At 61.3% G+C, this 17,297-nt stretch carries 18 protein-coding genes; 11 read left to right on the top strand and 7 right to left on the bottom strand.

Going from position 1 to position 17,297, the window contains the following annotated elements; all coding sequences use genetic code 11:
* Positions 1 to 134: 134 nt before the first annotated feature.
* Positions 135 to 1,130: an aldo/keto reductase gene (locus tag BBX50_RS25230; protein WP_065778039.1), complete on the bottom strand. Its 996-nt coding sequence runs from the start codon at positions 1,128 to 1,130 to the stop codon at positions 135 to 137.
* A 120-nt stretch (positions 1,131 to 1,250) separates the two neighbouring features.
* Between BBX50_RS25230 and BBX50_RS25235 the strand changes: the two genes are divergently transcribed.
* The 3 genes from BBX50_RS25235 to BBX50_RS25245 all read left to right on the top strand — a co-directional run bounded on the left by BBX50_RS25235 (position 1,251) and on the right by BBX50_RS25245 (position 5,183).
* Complete coding sequence (locus BBX50_RS25235; protein WP_065778040.1) at positions 1,251 to 2,159, top strand: LysR family transcriptional regulator; 909 nt, start codon at positions 1,251 to 1,253, stop codon at positions 2,157 to 2,159.
* A 168-nt stretch (positions 2,160 to 2,327) separates the two neighbouring features.
* Positions 2,328 to 3,641, top strand: a complete 1,314-nt coding sequence (locus tag BBX50_RS25240; protein WP_065778041.1) for a TCR/Tet family MFS transporter — start codon at positions 2,328 to 2,330, stop codon at positions 3,639 to 3,641.
* Positions 3,642 to 3,782: 141 nt separating this feature from the next.
* Positions 3,783 to 5,183 (top strand): MATE family efflux transporter, encoded by a 1,401-nt coding sequence (locus tag BBX50_RS25245; protein WP_065778042.1) that lies wholly within the window; start codon positions 3,783 to 3,785, stop codon positions 5,181 to 5,183.
* Between the two features lie 154 nt (positions 5,184 to 5,337).
* Here BBX50_RS25245 and BBX50_RS31000 read toward each other — a convergent pair whose 3' ends face one another.
* A complete protein-coding gene (locus BBX50_RS31000) occupies positions 5,338 to 5,466 on the bottom strand; it encodes a hypothetical protein (protein ID WP_274534005.1) in 129 nt (42 codons plus the stop codon).
* A gap of 360 nt (positions 5,467 to 5,826) precedes the next feature.
* Between BBX50_RS31000 and coaD the strand changes: the two genes are divergently transcribed.
* The 5 genes from coaD (at position 5,827) to tgt (ending at position 9,746) form a co-directional block, all read left to right on the top strand.
* Complete coding sequence (gene coaD, locus BBX50_RS25250) at positions 5,827 to 6,321, top strand: pantetheine-phosphate adenylyltransferase (RefSeq protein ID WP_065778043.1); 495 nt, start codon at positions 5,827 to 5,829, stop codon at positions 6,319 to 6,321.
* Between the two features lie 34 nt (positions 6,322 to 6,355).
* Positions 6,356 to 6,928, top strand: a complete 573-nt coding sequence (locus BBX50_RS25255; RefSeq protein ID WP_065778044.1) for a peptidylprolyl isomerase — start codon at positions 6,356 to 6,358, stop codon at positions 6,926 to 6,928.
* A 21-nt stretch (positions 6,929 to 6,949) separates the two neighbouring features.
* Entirely contained in the window at positions 6,950 to 7,459 is a 510-nt protein-coding gene (locus tag BBX50_RS25260; RefSeq protein ID WP_065778045.1) for a peptidylprolyl isomerase, read from the top strand.
* 73 nt (positions 7,460 to 7,532) lie between these two features.
* Positions 7,533 to 8,615: a tRNA preQ1(34) S-adenosylmethionine ribosyltransferase-isomerase QueA gene (gene queA, locus BBX50_RS25265; protein WP_065778046.1), complete on the top strand. Its 1,083-nt coding sequence runs from the start codon at positions 7,533 to 7,535 to the stop codon at positions 8,613 to 8,615.
* The gene (tgt, locus tag BBX50_RS25270) at positions 8,616 to 9,746 is read left to right on the top strand and encodes a tRNA guanosine(34) transglycosylase Tgt (RefSeq protein ID WP_065778047.1); all 1,131 of its coding nucleotides are present in this window, start codon (positions 8,616 to 8,618) and stop codon (positions 9,744 to 9,746) included.
* A 27-nt stretch (positions 9,747 to 9,773) separates the two neighbouring features.
* On the opposite strand, the gene BBX50_RS25275 is transcribed toward tgt, so the two are convergent.
* The 3 genes from BBX50_RS25275 to BBX50_RS25285 all read right to left on the bottom strand — a co-directional run bounded on the left by BBX50_RS25275 (position 9,774) and on the right by BBX50_RS25285 (position 11,861).
* Positions 9,774 to 10,196 (bottom strand): DUF4864 domain-containing protein, encoded by a 423-nt coding sequence (locus BBX50_RS25275; RefSeq protein WP_065778048.1) that lies wholly within the window; start codon positions 10,194 to 10,196, stop codon positions 9,774 to 9,776.
* 234 nt (positions 10,197 to 10,430) lie between these two features.
* Positions 10,431 to 11,228 (bottom strand): SRPBCC domain-containing protein, encoded by a 798-nt coding sequence (locus tag BBX50_RS25280; RefSeq protein ID WP_065778049.1) that lies wholly within the window; start codon positions 11,226 to 11,228, stop codon positions 10,431 to 10,433.
* Positions 11,229 to 11,240: 12 nt separating this feature from the next.
* The gene (locus BBX50_RS25285) at positions 11,241 to 11,861 is read right to left on the bottom strand and encodes a helix-turn-helix domain-containing protein (RefSeq protein ID WP_065778050.1); all 621 of its coding nucleotides are present in this window, start codon (positions 11,859 to 11,861) and stop codon (positions 11,241 to 11,243) included.
* A 160-nt stretch (positions 11,862 to 12,021) separates the two neighbouring features.
* Between BBX50_RS25285 and BBX50_RS25290 the strand changes: the two genes are divergently transcribed.
* The 3 genes from BBX50_RS25290 (at position 12,022) to BBX50_RS25300 (ending at position 13,797) form a co-directional block, all read left to right on the top strand.
* A complete protein-coding gene (locus BBX50_RS25290) occupies positions 12,022 to 12,480 on the top strand; it encodes a GNAT family N-acetyltransferase (protein WP_065778051.1) in 459 nt (152 codons plus the stop codon).
* A 118-nt stretch (positions 12,481 to 12,598) separates the two neighbouring features.
* Positions 12,599 to 13,321: a sulfite exporter TauE/SafE family protein gene (locus tag BBX50_RS25295; RefSeq protein ID WP_065778052.1), complete on the top strand. Its 723-nt coding sequence runs from the start codon at positions 12,599 to 12,601 to the stop codon at positions 13,319 to 13,321.
* 134 nt (positions 13,322 to 13,455) lie between these two features.
* Complete coding sequence (locus BBX50_RS25300; RefSeq protein WP_244513145.1) at positions 13,456 to 13,797, top strand: hypothetical protein; 342 nt, start codon at positions 13,456 to 13,458, stop codon at positions 13,795 to 13,797.
* 328 nt (positions 13,798 to 14,125) lie between these two features.
* Here BBX50_RS25300 and BBX50_RS25305 read toward each other — a convergent pair whose 3' ends face one another.
* A complete protein-coding gene (locus BBX50_RS25305; protein ID WP_065778053.1) occupies positions 14,126 to 15,499 on the bottom strand; it encodes an ISNCY family transposase in 1,374 nt (457 codons plus the stop codon).
* A gap of 293 nt (positions 15,500 to 15,792) precedes the next feature.
* Positions 15,793 to 17,220, bottom strand: a complete 1,428-nt coding sequence (locus tag BBX50_RS25310) for an ISNCY family transposase (protein WP_065778054.1) — start codon at positions 17,218 to 17,220, stop codon at positions 15,793 to 15,795.
* Positions 17,221 to 17,297: the final 77 nt, after the last annotated feature.

A 17,297-nucleotide genomic window follows, 5' to 3' on the forward strand; every position in this document is an offset into this window, starting at 1 on the left:
CGACAAAGCTTCCGACTTTGCCGACCTCTTTAACCGTAGCTACTAACCTATAGCAAAACCGCTTCTAGCGGTTCAAGCGCAGCGTTTCAAACCTCCACCTCTGGTGGAGGTCATGACTTCGTGCTCTCCGTTCACTATCCTCTTTCGCTGTCCATATGGGCCAGTTGCGCTTCGGGATAGCGAGCGCCTGACGCCGCGCCGCGTGGGACGGCACGCTCGATTGCCGCTAAATCTTCCGCGCCAAGGTGGACTTCGTTCGACGCCAGGGCCTCGACAAGCCGGTCACGCCGCCGCGCGCCGACAAGCGGCACAATGTCCTTGCCCTGAGCTGCGACCCAGGCAATGGCGATCTGCGCCACCGACACGCCCTTGCTCTCGGCGATCCGTCTCAGGGCTTCGACGAGGGCGAGATTCTTGTCGATATTGCCTTCCTGAAACCGCGGGCTCATGGCGCGGAAGTCGCCCTTTCCAGCTCCTCCCTTTTGCCAATGGCCGCTGATGAGGCCGCGCGACAACACGCCATAGGCCGTGACGCCGATGCCGAGCGCGCGGCAGGTCGGCAGGATCTCGTCCTCGATCCCGCGTGAAATCAGCGAATACTCGATCTGCAGATCCGAAATCGGATGGACGGCCGCCGCACGACGAATGGTTTCTGCGCCGACCTCGGAGAGACCGATATGCCGGACATAACCGGCCTTCACCATGTCAGCTATCGCACCAATGGTGTCCTCGATCGGAACATCAGGGTCGAGCCGGGACGGACGGTAGACATCGATATGGTCGACGCCAAGCCGTTGCAGCGAATAGGCAAGGAAGTTGCGGATCGCCTTCGGGCGGCAATCATAGCCGGACCAGTTGCCCGCCGCATCGCGCAAGGCGCCGAACTTGACGCTCAAGATCGCCTTGTCACGCTTTCCGCCCTTCAGCGCTTCACCGATCAGCATTTCGTTGTGGCCCATGCCGTAGAAGTCACCCGTGTCGAGCAGCGTGACGCCGGCATCGAGCGCCGCGTGGATGGTGGCGATGCTTTCGGCACGGTCGGCCGGACCATACATTCCGGACATCCCCATGCAGCCGAGGCCGAGCACCGATACCGAGGGGCCGGTCTTTCCAAGTGAAACGTAATCCATTGTCGTTCTCCATCGACTGGGCCGAAAACCACCGGCCGTTTGCTCGGTTTCTTGTTTACTCCGTTCACTGTCGTGCGATAATTCGGCCTAAATCGAACGACTTGTACGGAATTTCGCACAATGACCGACTTGCCGCTTGCGGATCTCGATGCCTTTACCGCTGTTGCCGCAGCCAGGAGCTTTCGCGCTGCGGCGAAAAAACGTGGTGTATCCCCGTCGTCGCTCAGCGAGGCCCTTCGCCGGCTCGAGGCCAGGCTGCAGGTACGGTTACTCAACCGCACGACCCGCAGCGTGACGCTGACGCAGGCCGGCACACGACTGCTCGATCGCCTGACGCCTGCGCTGGGAGAGATCGCCGGGGCTCTCGATCAGGTCAACGAAATGCGCGACAGCCCCGCGGGAACGCTGAAACTCAATGTCCCGACGATCGTTGCCCGGGAGATCTTACCGCCGATTGTCGGTCGCTTCCTGCGCGAGCATCCGGCGATCTCGCTTGAGGTGACGGCAGAAGACGGGTTTGTCGATGTTCTCGCGGCCGGTTTCGACGCTGGAGTGCGCTACGAAGAGCGCGTCGAGCGCGACATGATCGCCATCCCGATCGGCCCACGACGACAGCGCTACGTCACCGCCGCGGCGCCAGAGTATCTCGAAAGGCGCGGTGTGCCGCAGCATCCGCGCGATCTCCTGGAACACGCCTGCATCCGCCATCGCTTCACGAGTGGCATCTCGCTTGCCTGGGAGTTCGGGGAAGACGAAACGACGATCACAATCGCGCCGCCGGCCGTCGTAACCGCCAACACGATCGACCTCGAACTCGGCGCGGCGCTCGACGGCCTCGGGATCATCCGGACTTTCGAGGAATTCGTCGCCCCGGCAATTGCGGCGGGGCGGCTCGTGTCCATTCTTGACGGCTGGACGACGAGTTTTTCCGGACCATTTCTGTACTATGCCAGCCGCAGGCACATGCCTGCGCCGCTGCGCGTCTTCGTTGATTTCCTGAAGCTCGAACAGCGTCGCGACAGCGCGTGACATCGGGATGCGCTGCGCTCGGCGCATCAACCATTGCGATAGTCCCATCAGAAAAAATGAGATGTTCACGGATTGTTTCGTAGGAAATGATCCGTTACACCTAAATTGGTAGACGTCGTTCACGTTCTGTCTCCTCCTTGGGGCGGCAGGCGCTCGGGGAGGGGGCAAATGCTCGACGAGAAGTTTGTGCGACGCGGCCTGTTCCTCGTCTTTCTGATCCTGTTTCTGGATATCATCGGCATCGCGATCATCGTTCCGGTGCTGCCCACCTATCTTGAGGAGTTGACCGGCGCGGATGTCAGCGAAGCGGCAATCGACGGCGGCTGGCTGCTTCTCGTCTACGCGGCGATGCAGTTTCTGTTTGCGCCGCTGATTGGCAATCTCAGTGATCGTTTCGGTCGGCGACCGATCCTGCTGGCGTCCGTGTTCACATTTGCGCTCGACAACCTGATCTGTGCGCTTGCCACCAGCTATTGGATGCTGTTCATCGGCCGCGTGCTTGCGGGCATCAGCGGCGCGAGCTTCGGCACCGCTTCGGCCTACATCGCCGACATCAGCCATGACGGAAACCGCGCCAAGAACTTCAGCCTGATCGGCATCGCCTTCGGTAGCGGCTTCGCTCTGGGACCGGTACTTGGTGGCTTGCTCGGCGAGCTCGGACCAAGGGTGCCGTTCTATGGCGCGGCGGCCCTGTCATTCCTCAATTTCATTCTGGGCCTGTTCCTGCTGCCCGAAACGCTCGATCGCGGCAATCGTCGGCGCTTCGAATGGAAGCGGGCCAATCCGCTCGGGGCGCTGAAACAGATGCGCAACTATCCCGGCATCGGCTGGGTTGGGCTCGTGTTCTTCCTGTTCTGGCTCGCCCACTCCGTCTACCCGGCGGTCTGGTCTTTCGTGTCCTCCTATCGTTACGGCTGGAGCGAGGGACAGATCGGGCTTTCGCTCGGCATCTTCGGCATTGGCGGCGCGCTCGTCATGGCCCTCGTGTTGCCGCGCGTCGTGCCAAGGCTCGGCGAATGGCGAACGGCGGTGCTTGGCCTGACGTTCACCACGCTCGGTGCGGTCGGTTACGCCGCAGCCGGGCAGGGATGGATGGTATACGCGGTAATCATTGCGACTGCGCTCGAAAGCCTCGCCGATCCGCCGCTGCGCAGCATCGCTGCCGCACATGTGCCGCCATCGGCACAGGGGGAACTTCAGGGCGCGCTGACAAGCATTGGCAGCATCACCACGATCATCGGTCCTTTGATCTTCACCCAGGCTTTCGGCTATTTCACGAGCGCCGGCGCTCCCGTGAGCTTCGCTGGCGCACCTTACGCCTTGGCAAGCTGTTTCCTCGTTGGAGCGCTCGTCGTTTTTCTGTTCAAGATACCCCGGAATAGGGCGGTCGGGCCGCAAGGACACGAGGCGATCGCGATGGAAGAGATCCCAGCGGTCGAGAAAGCCGCGCGGGGTGAGCTGACGCGAATGCCCGGAAATTGATCAATTTTCGTGATCTGTCGATGAAAGTTTGAGCAACCTTGCCCTTGCGGCTGGCTCTTTGACCGTAGGTCATCTATTTCCGGTTTTCCTCCCTTCGATCGACAGTTGCGGCCCGGAGCCGCCGACTGCCAGGAATCTGCCATGCTGACCGCGAATCCGAACCCGACGCTACCGACGACCGACAATTCCTGGCGGACGCACTATCGCGCGAGCTTCTATCTCGGAGTGCCGTTCATCGGTGCGCAGCTGGCGCAACTTGCCATCAATACGACAGACGTCCTGATGGTCGGAAAGCTGGGCGCCACCGAACTCGCGGCGATTATCCTCGCGACCCAGATGTATTTCACGGTCTATGTTTTCGGGAACGGCTTTGCGAACGCGGTGGTGCCGATGGCGGCCCAGGCTGTCGGGCGCGGAGACAAGGTTTCGGTGCGCCGCTCTGTGCGCATGGGCATGTGGGTGGTGCTGCTCTACGGCGTGCTGACGGCGCCGGTGCTCTGGATGGCCGAGCCGATCCTGCTCTTCGCCGGGCAGCAGCCGAAGGTGGCAGCGCTTGCGGCGGAATACATCCGCGTCGCCCAGTGGGCGATCTTCCCCGGCTTGATCTTCATGGTGCTCAGGGCCTTCCTGAGCGGCCTGGAGCGGGCAGGGATCATTCTTTACGTGACGCTGGCGACGCTCGTGCTGAATGCGGTCCTCTGCTACGTGCTGATCTACGGTCATTTCGGCTTCCCGAAGCTCGGCATCTTCGGTGCCGCGGTGGCCGCCCTCGGCGTTGCCGTGCTCGGTGCGGCGCTGACGATCGGCTACATCAAGAGCAAGCCGGAGCTCAACCAGTACGAGCTCTTCGTCCGCTTCTGGCGCCCGGACTGGGTGGCGTTCCGCGAAGTCGTCTTTCTCGGCATACCGATCTCGCTGACGATCCTTGCCGAAGTCAGCCTCTTCACCGTTGCGTCACTGCTGATGGGTACGATCGGTACGATCGAGCTTGCGGCTCACGGGATCGCGCTGCAGTTCGCCTCGATCGCCTTCATGATCCCGCTTGGCCTCGCGCAGGCCGCCACGGTTCGCGTCGGTCTTTCCTATGGCCGCGGCGATCTCCTGGGCGTGCGGCGCGCGGCGATCGCTTCGCTCGTGCTTGGCGCCGGCTTTGCCGTCGTCGGCAGTGCGATCTTTGCGTTCCTTCCGAGCCAGCTCGCCGCCCTCTATCTCGACGCCGAACGGCCAGACGCAGCGGCAGTTCTTGCTTTCGCCGCGCCGCTCATCGTCATTGCCGGCGCATTCCAGCTCGTGGACGGCATGCAGGCGATCGCGGCCGGCATGTTGCGCGGTCTGAAGGACACCAAGGTGCCGATGCTGCTGGCGTTGATCTCCTATTGGCCGATCGGATTCGTCTGCGCCTGGGCCTTCGCCTTCCCGTTCAATTTTGGTGGGACTGGCGTCTGGTTCGGGTTCGTTCTTGGCCTTGCTGCAGCGGCGGTGCTCTTGAACTGGCGCTTTTTCCGCATGTTGAACGTGATGTCGGCGAAGGCCGCCAGGTAAGCAGCAGTGTAACGGAAGGACGTGAGTGCCGCCGAAGGCAAAGAAAAAGCCGGACGGGCAGGGAATGCCGTCCGGCTTACAATGGCGGTCGCCTCAGGGGAAGGGAACGGCGGCCGCTTACTACCAGGCTTCGGTTTCCGAAGCCTCGGAACTGCTAGACGTTGAAGCCGTCGAGCCGTTCCGAACCCTGACGATCGCGCTGGAGGCCGCGGATCGTTCGGGCGAAATCGATCAAGAATACGAAACTGATGACCGCAGCTGCGATCATGAACAGGGTGGCCATGACGCCCTCCATCAACGGAAGATCTTCTGGGTCACGAATTGCTCGCGCCGGTCACGGGACTCGTTGCGAATTGCATGTATCGTCGCAAAGAGCATCGCGAAAAACATCGCCATCGAAAACAGAGCAAGTCCCATAGCCGTAATCCTTTCGCGTCCTAAACGGCGGTACGTTCGGAAAAGTTCCGTTGTTACTGGCGCTACACTTAACGTCCTGCGTGTGAAGCACCCTTGAACATGGCATTCATCTAGCATTCATTCTTTCTGTCCCGCTGTTTCCTAGGGAACAGGTACAAGCCCCGTACAACTCTTGCGATCCGTCGCCGTCCGTGACAAAAGGCTTCACCAAACGGAAACAGGTGCGATGACCACGGCATTTTATCCCGGCTCCTTCGATCCGATGACGAACGGGCATCTCGACGTGCTTGTGCAGGCGCTGAATGTGGCGGCGAAGGTCATCGTCGGGATCGGTATCCATCCCGGGAAAGCGCCGCTCTTTTCCTTTGACGAACGCGCCAAGCTTATCCGTCAGTCGCTTGAGGAGTTTCTGCCGGACAGGGCGGGCGACATCGATGTGGTCGCCTTCGACAATCTCGTCGTTGATGCAGCGCGCCAACGCGGGGCGAGGCTTCTGGTGCGTGGGCTTCGCGACGGAACTGACCTTGACTACGAGATGCAGATGGCCGGCATGAACAGGCAGATGGCGCCGGATATCCAGACCTTGTTCTTACCGGCGGGCACCGCATCGCGGCCCATTACCGCCACATTGGTCCGCCAGATCGCGGCCATGGGCGGCGACGTCAGTGCCTTCGTGCCCAAGGCGGTCTACGAAGCACTGCAGGCCAAACGCCGCGCGTGACGCGCGGCCCCAATTCACCACGCAGGGAGAAACCATGAAAATCCTCCACCTCGCTTTCGCCGGCGCTATCGCGCTCGCCTCCTGGACGGGAACGGCGCTTGCGCAGTCGGCCGACAATTTCCTCACGATCACGCTCAAGAACGGCCCCGTCGTCGTCGAACTGCGCCCGGACGTGGCGCCGAAGCACGTCGAGCAGATCAAGGCGCTGGCCGCCGCGGGCGAGTATGACAACGTCGCCTTCCACCGCGTGATCAAGGGCTTCATGGCCCAGACCGGCGACGTGCAGTACGGCGACATGGAAAATGGCTACCAGCCGCAGGCTGCAGGCACCGGCGGTTCGTCGCGGTCCGACATCCCGGCGGAGTTTTCGGACGTACCGTTCGAACGCGGCACCGTCGGCATGGCCCGCTCGCAGGACCCGAACAGCGCCAATTCGCAGTTCTTCATCATGTTCGCGCCGGGCGACTTCCTCAACGGCCAGTACACGGTCGTCGGCAAGGTCGTCTCCGGCATGGAGAGCGTCGACAAGATCAAGCTCGGTGACGATGCCAACAACGGCTCCGTCACCGATCCCGACCGTATGATCAGCGTCAAGGTCGGCAAGTAAGTTAACAGAAGGAGAAAACCCATGGCCGAGATCAAGGATCCGGAAAACACGATCATCTTGGAGACCACCAAGGGCAAAGTCGTCATCGAGCTTCTGCCTGACGTCGCTCCGGGTCATGTCGCCCGCATCAAGGAACTGGCTCGCGAAGGCGCCTATGACGGCGTGGTGTTCCACCGCGTGATCGAGGACTTCATGGCCCAGACCGGCGACGTTCAGTACGGCAAGACCGGCGGCGAACAGTTCAACCCGGCGCGCGCCGGCATGGGCGGCTCCTCCAAGCCGGACCTGAAGGCCGAATTCTCGAATGTCAGCCACATTCGCGGCACCTGCTCGATGGCCCGCAGCCAGATGCCGAACTCGGCAAACTCGCAGTTCTTCATCTGCTTCACCGATGCCCCGTGGCTCAACAAGCAATACTCGGTCTGGGGCCAGGTCATCGAAGGCATGGACAACATCGACAAGATCAAGCGCGGCGAGCCGGTGCGTGATCCGGACTCGATCGTGACGATGCGGGTTGCCGCAGACGCCTGATTTGCGCTAATGCACGGACCCGCCCCGGTCGCCAACTGCGCCGGGGCGGGTTTGCTTTTGTCTGAAGATAACGATGCGTGTAGATCTCTTTGACTTCGACCTGCCGGAAACTTCGATTGCGCTGAGGCCCGCGAGCCCGCGCGACAGTGCCCGCATGCTCGTCGTCCAACCCGATGGCGGCGAGGTTCTTTCCGACCACGGTGTGCTCGACCTGCCGTCGTTTTTGCGCAAAGGTGATGCGCTGGTCTTCAACGACACCAAGGTGATCCCGGCGCAGCTCGAAGGCATTCGCCACCGTGGCGAAGACATCACCACGCCGGTCTCGCTGACGCTGCACATGCGCGTCGCACCCGACCGGTGGAAGGCTTTTGCCCGCCCGGCACGCCGCCTCAAGGTCGGCGATCGCATTGCCTTTGGTCACGGCGGCGCGAGCTGCCTGCTTGGAACACTCGACGCAACCGTCGAGGAAAAGGGCGATGCCGGTGAGGTGACGCTGCGTTTTGATCTCGCCGGCCCATCGCTCGACGAGGCGATCATGGCTGTCGGCCACATTCCCTTGCCGCCTTACATCGCTTCCAAACGGGCGGAGGACGCGCAGGACCGAGCCGACTATCAGACGATGTATGCCCGCGAGGAAGGCGCTGTAGCGGCACCCACCGCCGGGTTGCACTTCACGGACCGGCTCTTTGCCAAACTTGACGAGGTGGGCATCGAAAAGCACTTCGTGACCTTGCATGTCGGAGCAGGCACGTTCCTGCCGGTGAAGGCCGACGACACCGACGACCATGTGATGCACCAGGAGATCGGCCATGTCGACGCCGCGACGGCCGAGCGGCTCAATGCCGTCAAGGCGCGGGGCGGCCGTATCGTCTGCGTCGGTACGACGTCGCTTCGGTTGATCGAGAGCGCGACCTCGCACGACGGCATCGTCAAGCCATGGTCGGGCCCGACGGGCATCTTCATCACGCCCGGCTACCGTTTCCGGGCGGTCGATATGCTGATGACCAATTTCCATCTGCCGAAATCGACGCTGTTCATGCTTGTTTCGGCCTTCTCTGGCCTGGAAACGATGCGCGCGGCCTATACGCATGCGATCGAGACCGGCTACCGCTTCTATTCCTATGGCGACGCCAGCCTGCTTTTCCGGAAAGACTAAATGACCGAGACCTTCCAGTTCAAGCTTCACAAGACCGATGGCAAGGCGCGTCGTGGCGAAGTTTCCATGCCGCGCGGCACGATCCGCACGCCGGCCTTCATGCCTGTCGGTACCGTCGGCACGGTCAAGGCCATGTACCTTGACCAGGTGAAGGATCTCGGCGCCGACATCATTCTAGGCAACACCTACCATCTGATGCTGCGCCCGGGCGCCGAGCGTGTCGCTCGGCTTGGCGGTCTGCATGGCCTGATCCGATGGCAGGGGCCGATCCTCACCGATTCGGGCGGCTTCCAGGTGATGTCGCTTGCCGGCTTGCGCAAGCTCGATGAGCAGGGCGTCACCTTCAAGAGCCATGTCGACGGCGCGCTCTTTCACATGTCGCCCGAACGCTCGATCGAGATTCAAGGGTTGCTCGACAGCGACATCCAGATGCAGCTCGACGAATGCGTGGCGCTGCCGGCCGAACCGAAGGAAATCGAGCGCGCGATGGAAATGTCGCTGCGCTGGGCGGAGCGTTGCAAGGTCGCCTTCGGCGACCAGCCGGGCAAGGCGATGTTCGGCATCGTGCAGGGCGGCGATATCCCGAAACTGCGCGAACGCTCGGCCGAAGCGCTGAAGGGCCTCGACCTCAAGGGCTACGCGGTTGGTGGTCTTGCCGTCGGCGAGCCGCAGGAGGTGATGCTGCGCATGCTTGATATCACCTGCCCGATCATGCCGGTCGACAAGCCGCGCTACTTGATGGGCGTCGGCACGCCCGACGATATCCTAAGGTCGGTGGCTGAAGGCATCGATATGTTCGATTGCGTCATGCCGACCCGCTCGGGGCGCCACGGTCTCGCGTTCACGCGCCACGGCCGCATCAACCTGCGCAACGCGCGCCATGCCGAAGACATGCGTCCGCTCGACGAGCAGTCCTCATGCCCGGCGGCTCGCGACTATTCGCGCGCCTATCTGCATCACCTGATCCGTTCGAACGAATCGCTCGGCGGCATGCTGCTCAGCTGGAACAACCTGGCTTACTATCAGGAACTGATGGCCGGCATCCGTCTCGCGATCGAAGAAGGCCGCTTTGCCGACTTCATGGCGGAAACCCAGGAAACCTGGCGGCGAGGGGACCTTCCACCGGTCTGACGGGCGCACCCCGCGATCGCGGTCGGCTCAAATCGCCGGCCCCGGCGCCTGCTGCAGCATCATCACGCCATTGATCTTGTAGCTGCCATCCGGCTGCTTCAGGAGCTCGTAGATTGCCGTCCAGTCCTTACCGTCAGGGGCCGAGATCAGCACCTCCTGGAGGACCTGGTCACCCACGACCTTCGAGCGGCCGAAGGCGAAGTTGCCGGGCCGGTAGACCGGCTGGTAGCCGCGCTTGACCATGTCGAAGAAGGCGGTCTTGTCCGGGAATTTTCCGCGGATTGCCGGTGAGGCGAAAGAGTAGGCGGTCTCGGCGTCATCGTGCAGAAACGCCGCAATCTGTTCCTGAATGATCGAACGTGCCGTATCCACGGGCTCGTCGGCGCGCACAGCATTTCCGGCGACAAGTTGGGTCGTCAGTGCGAGGGTAATGGCAAAGATCCTGAACATCGCCGGTCTCCATCAAAGACAGCTTCCGATCAGCATAGGACAGAGACGCGGTTTGGAAACGCAGGCGCCGGTCGCCAATGACGTCTTTGCAACAGACACAATGTGATTCTTTGGTTAGAATTCAATATCCTATTGGATTATTCTCATAGGAAACTTTGAATATCATAAATTGGTGATATTTGCGAAAATGCGCCGCACGGACGGGTCCTCAGCTTCAGGATGGACGTGGCAGACCTACGGGAGGTTCGTTTCGAACCAGTGACGCCATCTCGGCTCGCTGTCGGCGATACGCCGGCTCGCCTCGTCCCCATAGAGATAGAGAGCCAGGCTGGCATTGCAGCCATCGCCTGTCGAATAGGTTCCGACGAGCGCGATGCCTGGGCTCGGCGCCTTGAGTCGCAGCAATAGATAACGCTGCCTGACGTCCTGCTGCACGCGCTCGACGACACCTGAAAGGCTTTCCGGGTGAGGCGGGGTTGTGCGTTCATCGCCGACATTGGCGGCGGCGAGGCACAGCCTTTCAGTCAGTCGACCCCATAACTTTGCTTCCGGCTCTTTTGTCGACGCCATGGTGACGAAGCATGCGGCTTTCTGGCCGGCGAAATGTGCGAGATAGATCCGCAGCACCTCGAAGAAAGCCGGCCAGCCACCTTCGAAGCCTTCCAATTGGTCGTCCCAGTCGTCGGTCGAGGCGAACAGTGAGTGCACCATCCGCACCACGCAGCGGTTTCCCGAACGCGCCGTGACGGTGATTTCGGTCGCGACCGGCGGCGCGCCTTCACTCCACTCGCGCTCGACATAGTCAAAGCGGGCAGGTGGCTCCCAGTGTGTTATCTCGCCGGTCGAGGCGCCATTCGCGCCGAAGTCAAAGGCGATCTTGCCTCCAACATGCTCGTCGATTTCCGTCTTGGTGAACCAGGCGCTGTTGCCGCTCCCTGTCGCGATTGCCTGCCAGACCTCCTCGGGCGAGCCGGGCACGATCAGTTCCATCTCGACCCAGCGCTTGCCGCTGCCATCCTTCTTGATCGGCATGACGTAATCCTTTCAGGAGTTGGTGCCCTCCGAGCGGCCGTCGCCTGAGCCGGCGCCATTGGGCGCTGGGTAAGATGCGATGATGAGCCGGTGCGGTCGCGCTTCTGGCGTTCCTTCCGCGTGGTAACGTGCTGCAAGCGCGGTGACGGCCTGCGTGAGGTCGGCGCTGAAGGCGGCGCGATCGGCAGGCGAACGAAAACTGATGACGGTGTCGATCGAGAGTGTCGCAAGGCGCTTTTCCTGCTGCCGGGCGCTGCGCAGCAGGCTGCCTACCTCGCGAACGACACGGGCCGCCAGGGCGATGAGATAGCTCGCGGACAGGCGGTCATTATTGCGTTCCGGGTCGGCGGCGATGGGCCCGAGTGCCGCAGGCGAAACCACATAGGACGCCGCGGTTGCCACCATCAGCCGCTCGGTCAGGCCGCCCCAGCGGCGCTCTTCCGCCGGTTCGATCAGCTTGTGTTCTTCCAGTGCACGCAGATGATAGTTCACCTTCTGGCGCGTCAGGCCCACGCGGCCAGCCAGGGCCGCCGCCGACGCCGGAGCGGCGAGTTCCGCCAGCAAGCGGGCCTTGATCGGCTCCAGCGCAAGCGCCGCCACTGCCGGCGCGTCTATGACATCAAGATCGAGCATGCACCGATCATCGCCTTGACAGATTTTTTTGTCAAGGCGATGATCTCGTCGTGTGAGGGGCAGGGGCCGACACGCGAGGGCGGTGGCCGAAACCTTGGCCAATTGAGCCAGCCTGCCCTTCGTAGTAGGGCTCTTGCCACAACTCCGGATGTGCCAGTCGATGACGTTCATGCAGCCTCTGATCCGCCAAGCCTTAGCCGCCGACCATGACCGCCTGGAGGCGCTGCAGCGTGCTGCGTCCCTCGCAACTGGCGAACACCATCAGGAACTGCTCGACAACCCGGATGTCTTCGGAATTGTGGTGGAGAACATCGCCCATACGCTGGTCGCCGAACGTGATGGCCAAGTCGTCGGGTTCTGCACTGTGTTGCCGCGATCGGCGGATGTTGCGGAAGTAGACGCCGTCTTCATCGACCCCGGCGCCTGGCGGCAGGGCATCGGGCGCCTGCTCCTCATCGAGGCGATGCGCCGCGCCGCAGGCGCCGGCATCAAGACGCTAGGTGTCACTTCCGGTGGCTACGCGGTTTCGTTCTATCAAGCGCTCGGGTTCCAGTTGTCGGGAAGCGAGATGACCGATTTCGGACCGGCGGCAAGGCTTATCAAGGAGCTGCCAAGATAGGAGCGCAGGGCAGGCTGCCTCCGAGTAAGAACAACAGGCAAGCGCAAGACTGACGTTCTTGCTTTCCAGAATCAGTAAACTCGAATCTTATCCGCGAGGCGCCAAAAAATGACGGAGCCTGAGCTTGCTTCTTGTCCTCATTGTCGGCCTCGTCGCCGGGGTTGTTAGCGGCATCATCGGCACGGGCTCCTCCATGATGCTCGTGCCGATACTCACTTATGTCTACGGCCCGAAGGAGGCCATTCCGATCATGGCGGTCGCTGCCGTGATGGCAAATGTCTCGCGCATTCTCGTGTGGTGGCGCTCCGTCGACTGGCGCGCGGTTGCAGCCTATGCGGCAACGGGTATCCCGGCAGCCGCATTGGGCGCGCGGACAATGCTGGTTCTGCCTCCGCGGGCGGTGGATGCGGCAATCGGAATCTTCTTTCTGACCATGATCCCGATGCGCCGCTGGCTTGGTGCAAGGTTGCGACAACTGAACTTGTGGCACCTGGCTTCGGCGGGCGCTGTTATCGGCTTCCTGACAGGCATTGTTGCCTCGACCGGGCCCGTATCCGTGCCGGTGTTCATCGGATATGGACTGACAAAGGGAAGCTTCATTGGCACGGAGGCTGCAGCCTCGCTTGCAATCTATGTCACCAAGACGCTTACTTTTCAGAATTTCGGGGCTCTGCCGTTTGCCGCTTTGGCAAAAGGGCTCCTGGTGGGCGGATCGCTGATGGTCGGTTCGCTGCTTGCAAAGCCATTTCTGCTCCGCCTGACGCCTGAAACTTTCAGGTACATCATGGACGCGCTCCTGCTGGGCTCGGGGGCAAGCCTGTTGTGGGCCGCGACGAGTTGAATGCATAGATGCCCCGAAATGCCTGCAGGGAACGATTGCGATGAGCGCGAAGACAATCGAGATCTATCAGCCACGTCCTGTTTTGAATTTGGGCCAATGGGACATCGCGGGTCGAGGAAATCGATGAGACGACGGTGGCGCAGGCGCAGTCATTCATCCGACATGATGTCATGCCGCGTGTGACGGAAGAAGGTGATAGCAACGGCATGGGCTTTGTGATCGTTCATGCCGGCACCGTTGGCATCTCCATCTCGGCCCATTGGTGGATACAAGGCTCGGTGCTTTGCCAGCATGTCTATCGGAAACTGTATTCGGCCATTGAACCCATGGACACCGTACGGAGACCCGTTGTTGCCTGTGTTTGGGAATTGGCTCTGATCAATGCCGAGCAGGAAGCCTGGCGAAAAACGATGATGAAAAGCAAGCCCAGTCCGTCGGCCTACATGGCGGATCGCGCCGAGGTCGAAACGGCATAAGCCGAACGGGCTAAGGTTTACAGCCTGCGCCAGTCTGCTTCGTTTGGGCCGGCTTGTCGCGCTCGACAAAGTGGTGAGGGTGACGTCGATTGGCATGTTGCATTTGAAAATTGGCATGTTGCATTTGAAAATGGAATCCGCCCGGCTACATACGATGTGATGGCAAGGTTGAACTGTCCGCTTTGGCGCAAAGTTAAAATGTCACTTTGTGCTTCGACACGGCACGACGACCAGCCCCGATCTGACCGGCTGGTCCGGTTGCAAGATCAGATCGGGGCGGGTGACGGCCACCTGTTCGGCTTTAGCTTAGAGACTTTGCGATGGCGGATCAGTCCGCCGCATTCACTCGAGAAAGAGCCTTCTCGCGTCGCGCAATCACCACCGGATCGTTCATGAAATCCGTCCGCTTGCCCGGCCTGCGGCCGCGCGGTTTGTAGCCAATCTTCTCGCTGTTCGTCTTTACGGCCGGCTTCGTCTGCTGCTCCTGACGTTCTCTGATGTAAGCCAGGACATCGGAAAGCCGCTTGTTCTCGGTGATCGTCGCATGCGTCACCCGCTGGTCCTTGTCGAACACCTGGTAGGGCAGGCAATGCCCCTTCCATCGCACATCCAATCGACCGTCGGCATAGGCGTAGGTCTCGACATAGCGACCGACCAGCCCGCGCGTCACCTCGGTCTCCGTGAGCATGATCCGCTGGCGCTCGAACGAAAACGTCAGCTGCGCTCCGACATAGCGCTGCTCGCGTTTGCACAGGATCGCGGCCAGCCGAGCCGGCGCCAGGTTCAGTGGACGGTGCAGGTCATCGGGCCGGGCAGGGACAATGGCAAACCGCGCGTTGTAGCGCTCCATGAAACCCGGCAGAAACGCATTGCCTGCCTCCATGTCGTTGATACCCGCCAGCCTTAATTCCTTGACCAGCCGATCTTGCAGCGTCCGGTTCATTCGCTCAACGCGGCCTTTGGCCTGACTGGAGTTTGCGCAAAGAATCTCGATGTTTAGCTCGCAAAGTGCGCGCCCGAACTGCGTCATGCCCTGGCCACCCTTGGCATCCTTCTTCGCCACCCGAAACACCGAATGTTTGTCGGAGTAAAAGGCGACCGGCGCCCCGTGACGCTTGAGGTACAGCGCCAGTGCCTCGAAATAGCTGAAAGCGCTTTCCGAGCGCACGAACCGCAACTGCATCAACCGGCCGGTCGCATCGTCGACGAACACCAGCAGCGAGCACGGCGGCCCGCGATCCTCAAACCAGCGATGCTCCGACCCGTCGATCTGCACCAGCTCGCCATAGCCCTCGCGGCGCACTCGCGGCTGATGAAACGTCCGCCGCTGCTGGCGCGACAGCCACAGGCCAGCCTCCGCCATCCATTGGCGCAACGTCTCGCGCGACACAAGCAATCCATCGCGTTCGGCCAGCTTCTCGGCCGCCAATGTCGGACCGAAGTCCGCATAGCGTTCGCGCACGAGTGCCACCGCGTAATCGCGCACGCCGTCACAAATCCGATTGTTCGATGGCCGGCCGATCGCCTTGTGCCGGATTGACGCTGCACCGTTCGTCTCAATCCGATCCAACAGCCGGCGAACCTGGCGGGTGCTCAGCTCAAGCACATGCGCCGCTGACACCAACGTCATGCGTCCGGCGACCACTTTCGACAAAACCTCAATCCGCTGCAGATCGCATTCGCTCATCGCAATCAATCCCATCCGCAATCTCCCGGGTACTCAAAACCCGGGGAGAGTGACATTCCAACTTTGCAGGATCAGGACACTTTAACTTTGCGGCTACATACGATGTCAAAGCTATTTAAAGATGAGACAAAGTAGTCAACTTAGAAACGCGACACCATCCTATCGTTTTTTACTTTGAGTGCAAGCGAACATATTTAACCAATACGCAGACGTGAGCCGCCGTCCGGGTGGAGCTGGTCAGGGTTGCGCAGCCCGGTCGGCGGCGGATGGCTCCAGCTGCAAGATAAACTTTAGCTTTGACAGCCCGATCACTCCGCCGCCTTCAACTGCGCAAGGGCTTTCTGCCGCTTTGCGATGACTACGGGATCCTTGGTAAAATCCGTCTTCCTGCCAGGTTTGGTGCCGCGCTTCTGGTAGCCATTGCTCAGGCTGCCATCGCGAATGCCGAACATATGGTCCGTCTGGCCGGTGCGGCGCGGTCCGCCCTTGTTGCGCTGCTGCTCGCGGCCGGCCTGCAACTCGGCGACGATCGAAAGCATGTCATCGAGCCGCTTGTTCTCAACCACCTCGGAGCGGTGCACCGAGCGCAGCGTGTCGAAGGTTCTGTAGGGCAGGGACGTCCCCTCATGGGTGATCTCGAGGCGGCCATCGGGATAGTCGCAGACGATGAGCTTCTTGCCGGCGAGCGCCTTGGCGAAGTCCGTCGGATCGAGGAGGAACAGCACCTTGTCATAATGCAGCGTCAGGGCCTGCGACAGCTTCCGAACCTCCTTGCGGCACATGGCGCCATCGAGGTTCTCATGCGCGGCAAACGGCCGATGCATGTCCTTCGGATTGCGCGGCGCCTTGCCAAAGCGACGATTGAAGTCGGCCATGAACGCCGGCGCATAGGCATTGGCCGCCGCGATCGTGTCGATGCCGCGCAGCCGCAGTTCCTTGACCAGACGATCCTGCAGCGTCTGGTTGGCGCGCTCGACGCGGCCTTTGGCCTGCGGGGTGTTGGCGCAGATGATGTCGATGTTGAGCTCGTAAAGGGCCCGGCCGAACTGCGTCAGGCCACTGGTTCTGTCCTTCTGCGACGCATGCGTGGTGCGGAAGACGCCATGCTTGTCGCTGTAGAACGCGATCGGCTTGCCCCATTGCTGCAAATACGCCTTTGTCGCGTGCAGATAGTCGAAGGTGTTCTCTGAAGCCGCAAAGCGTAAGTGCAACAGCTTGCCGGTGGCATCGTCGATATAGACGAGCAGGGCGCATTTAGGACCGCGGCTTTCAAACCACCAATGATGCGAGCCATCGATCTGAACCAGTTCGCCGAAACAATCGCGCCGGCCGCGCGGCTGGAAAACCCGCTTCTTGCGCTCGCGTCGCGACACCCAGATGCCGGCTTCCATCATCCACTGACGCAGCGTCTCCTTGCTGACGGCAATCCGATGGCGCTCGATCAGCTTCTCGGCCGCCAACGTTGGTCCAAAATCCACGTAATGCTCACGCACCAGGTCGAGCACCAGATTGCGGAAATCCTCGCTGTGACGCCGATTGCTCGGACGGCCGCGCTTCTTCGATACCAGGCCGTCGGCGCCGGCCAGATCATAGGCCTGCAACAGCCGATGGACCTGACTGCGGCTAAGACGAAGCAACTCGGCCGCCTCCACGACGCTCAGCCCGCCACCGCGAATCCGCTGGATGAGTTCAAGGCGATGCAATTCTTTCTGCGACATGACAATCAAACAAGACATGACGACTCCGAACACAGATGGCCTTGGCCACGATGCAAGTCGCTGATCTTGCTTCCCAACGCTGACCTTCGACCAGC

Origin of the sequence: Ensifer sp. LC11 (genome assembly GCF_001695835.1) — a bacterium.
Classification (GTDB): domain Bacteria; phylum Pseudomonadota; class Alphaproteobacteria; order Rhizobiales; family Rhizobiaceae; genus Ensifer.

What these genes read in the sequence shown, in the direction of transcription:
- BBX50_RS25310 (WP_065778054.1), bottom strand. Translation starts at nt 17,220, where the DNA reads ATGTCTTGTTTGATTGTCATGTCGCAGAAAGAATTGCATCGCCTTGAA.
- BBX50_RS25275 (WP_065778048.1), bottom strand. Translation starts at nt 10,196, where the DNA reads ATGTTCAGGATCTTTGCCATTACCCTCGCACTGACGACCCAACTTGTC.
- tgt (WP_065778047.1), top strand. Translation starts at nt 8,616, where the DNA reads ATGACCGAGACCTTCCAGTTCAAGCTTCACAAGACCGATGGCAAGGCG.
- BBX50_RS25305 (WP_065778053.1), bottom strand. Translation starts at nt 15,499, where the DNA reads ATGGGATTGATTGCGATGAGCGAATGCGATCTGCAGCGGATTGAGGTT.
- BBX50_RS25255 (WP_065778044.1), top strand. Translation starts at nt 6,356, where the DNA reads ATGAAAATCCTCCACCTCGCTTTCGCCGGCGCTATCGCGCTCGCCTCC.
- BBX50_RS25235 (WP_065778040.1), top strand. Translation starts at nt 1,251, where the DNA reads ATGACCGACTTGCCGCTTGCGGATCTCGATGCCTTTACCGCTGTTGCC.
- BBX50_RS25280 (WP_065778049.1), bottom strand. Translation starts at nt 11,228, where the DNA reads ATGCCGATCAAGAAGGATGGCAGCGGCAAGCGCTGGGTCGAGATGGAA.
- BBX50_RS25230 (WP_065778039.1), bottom strand. Translation starts at nt 1,130, where the DNA reads ATGGATTACGTTTCACTTGGAAAGACCGGCCCCTCGGTATCGGTGCTC.
- BBX50_RS25245 (WP_065778042.1), top strand. Translation starts at nt 3,783, where the DNA reads ATGCTGACCGCGAATCCGAACCCGACGCTACCGACGACCGACAATTCC.
- queA (WP_065778046.1), top strand. Translation starts at nt 7,533, where the DNA reads ATGCGTGTAGATCTCTTTGACTTCGACCTGCCGGAAACTTCGATTGCG.
- BBX50_RS25240 (WP_065778041.1), top strand. Translation starts at nt 2,328, where the DNA reads ATGCTCGACGAGAAGTTTGTGCGACGCGGCCTGTTCCTCGTCTTTCTG.
- BBX50_RS25290 (WP_065778051.1), top strand. Translation starts at nt 12,022, where the DNA reads ATGACGTTCATGCAGCCTCTGATCCGCCAAGCCTTAGCCGCCGACCAT.
- BBX50_RS25285 (WP_065778050.1), bottom strand. Translation starts at nt 11,861, where the DNA reads ATGCTCGATCTTGATGTCATAGACGCGCCGGCAGTGGCGGCGCTTGCG.
- BBX50_RS31000 (WP_274534005.1), bottom strand. Translation starts at nt 5,466, where the DNA reads ATGGCCACCCTGTTCATGATCGCAGCTGCGGTCATCAGTTTCGTATTC.
- coaD (WP_065778043.1), top strand. Translation starts at nt 5,827, where the DNA reads ATGACCACGGCATTTTATCCCGGCTCCTTCGATCCGATGACGAACGGG.
- BBX50_RS25260 (WP_065778045.1), top strand. Translation starts at nt 6,950, where the DNA reads ATGGCCGAGATCAAGGATCCGGAAAACACGATCATCTTGGAGACCACC.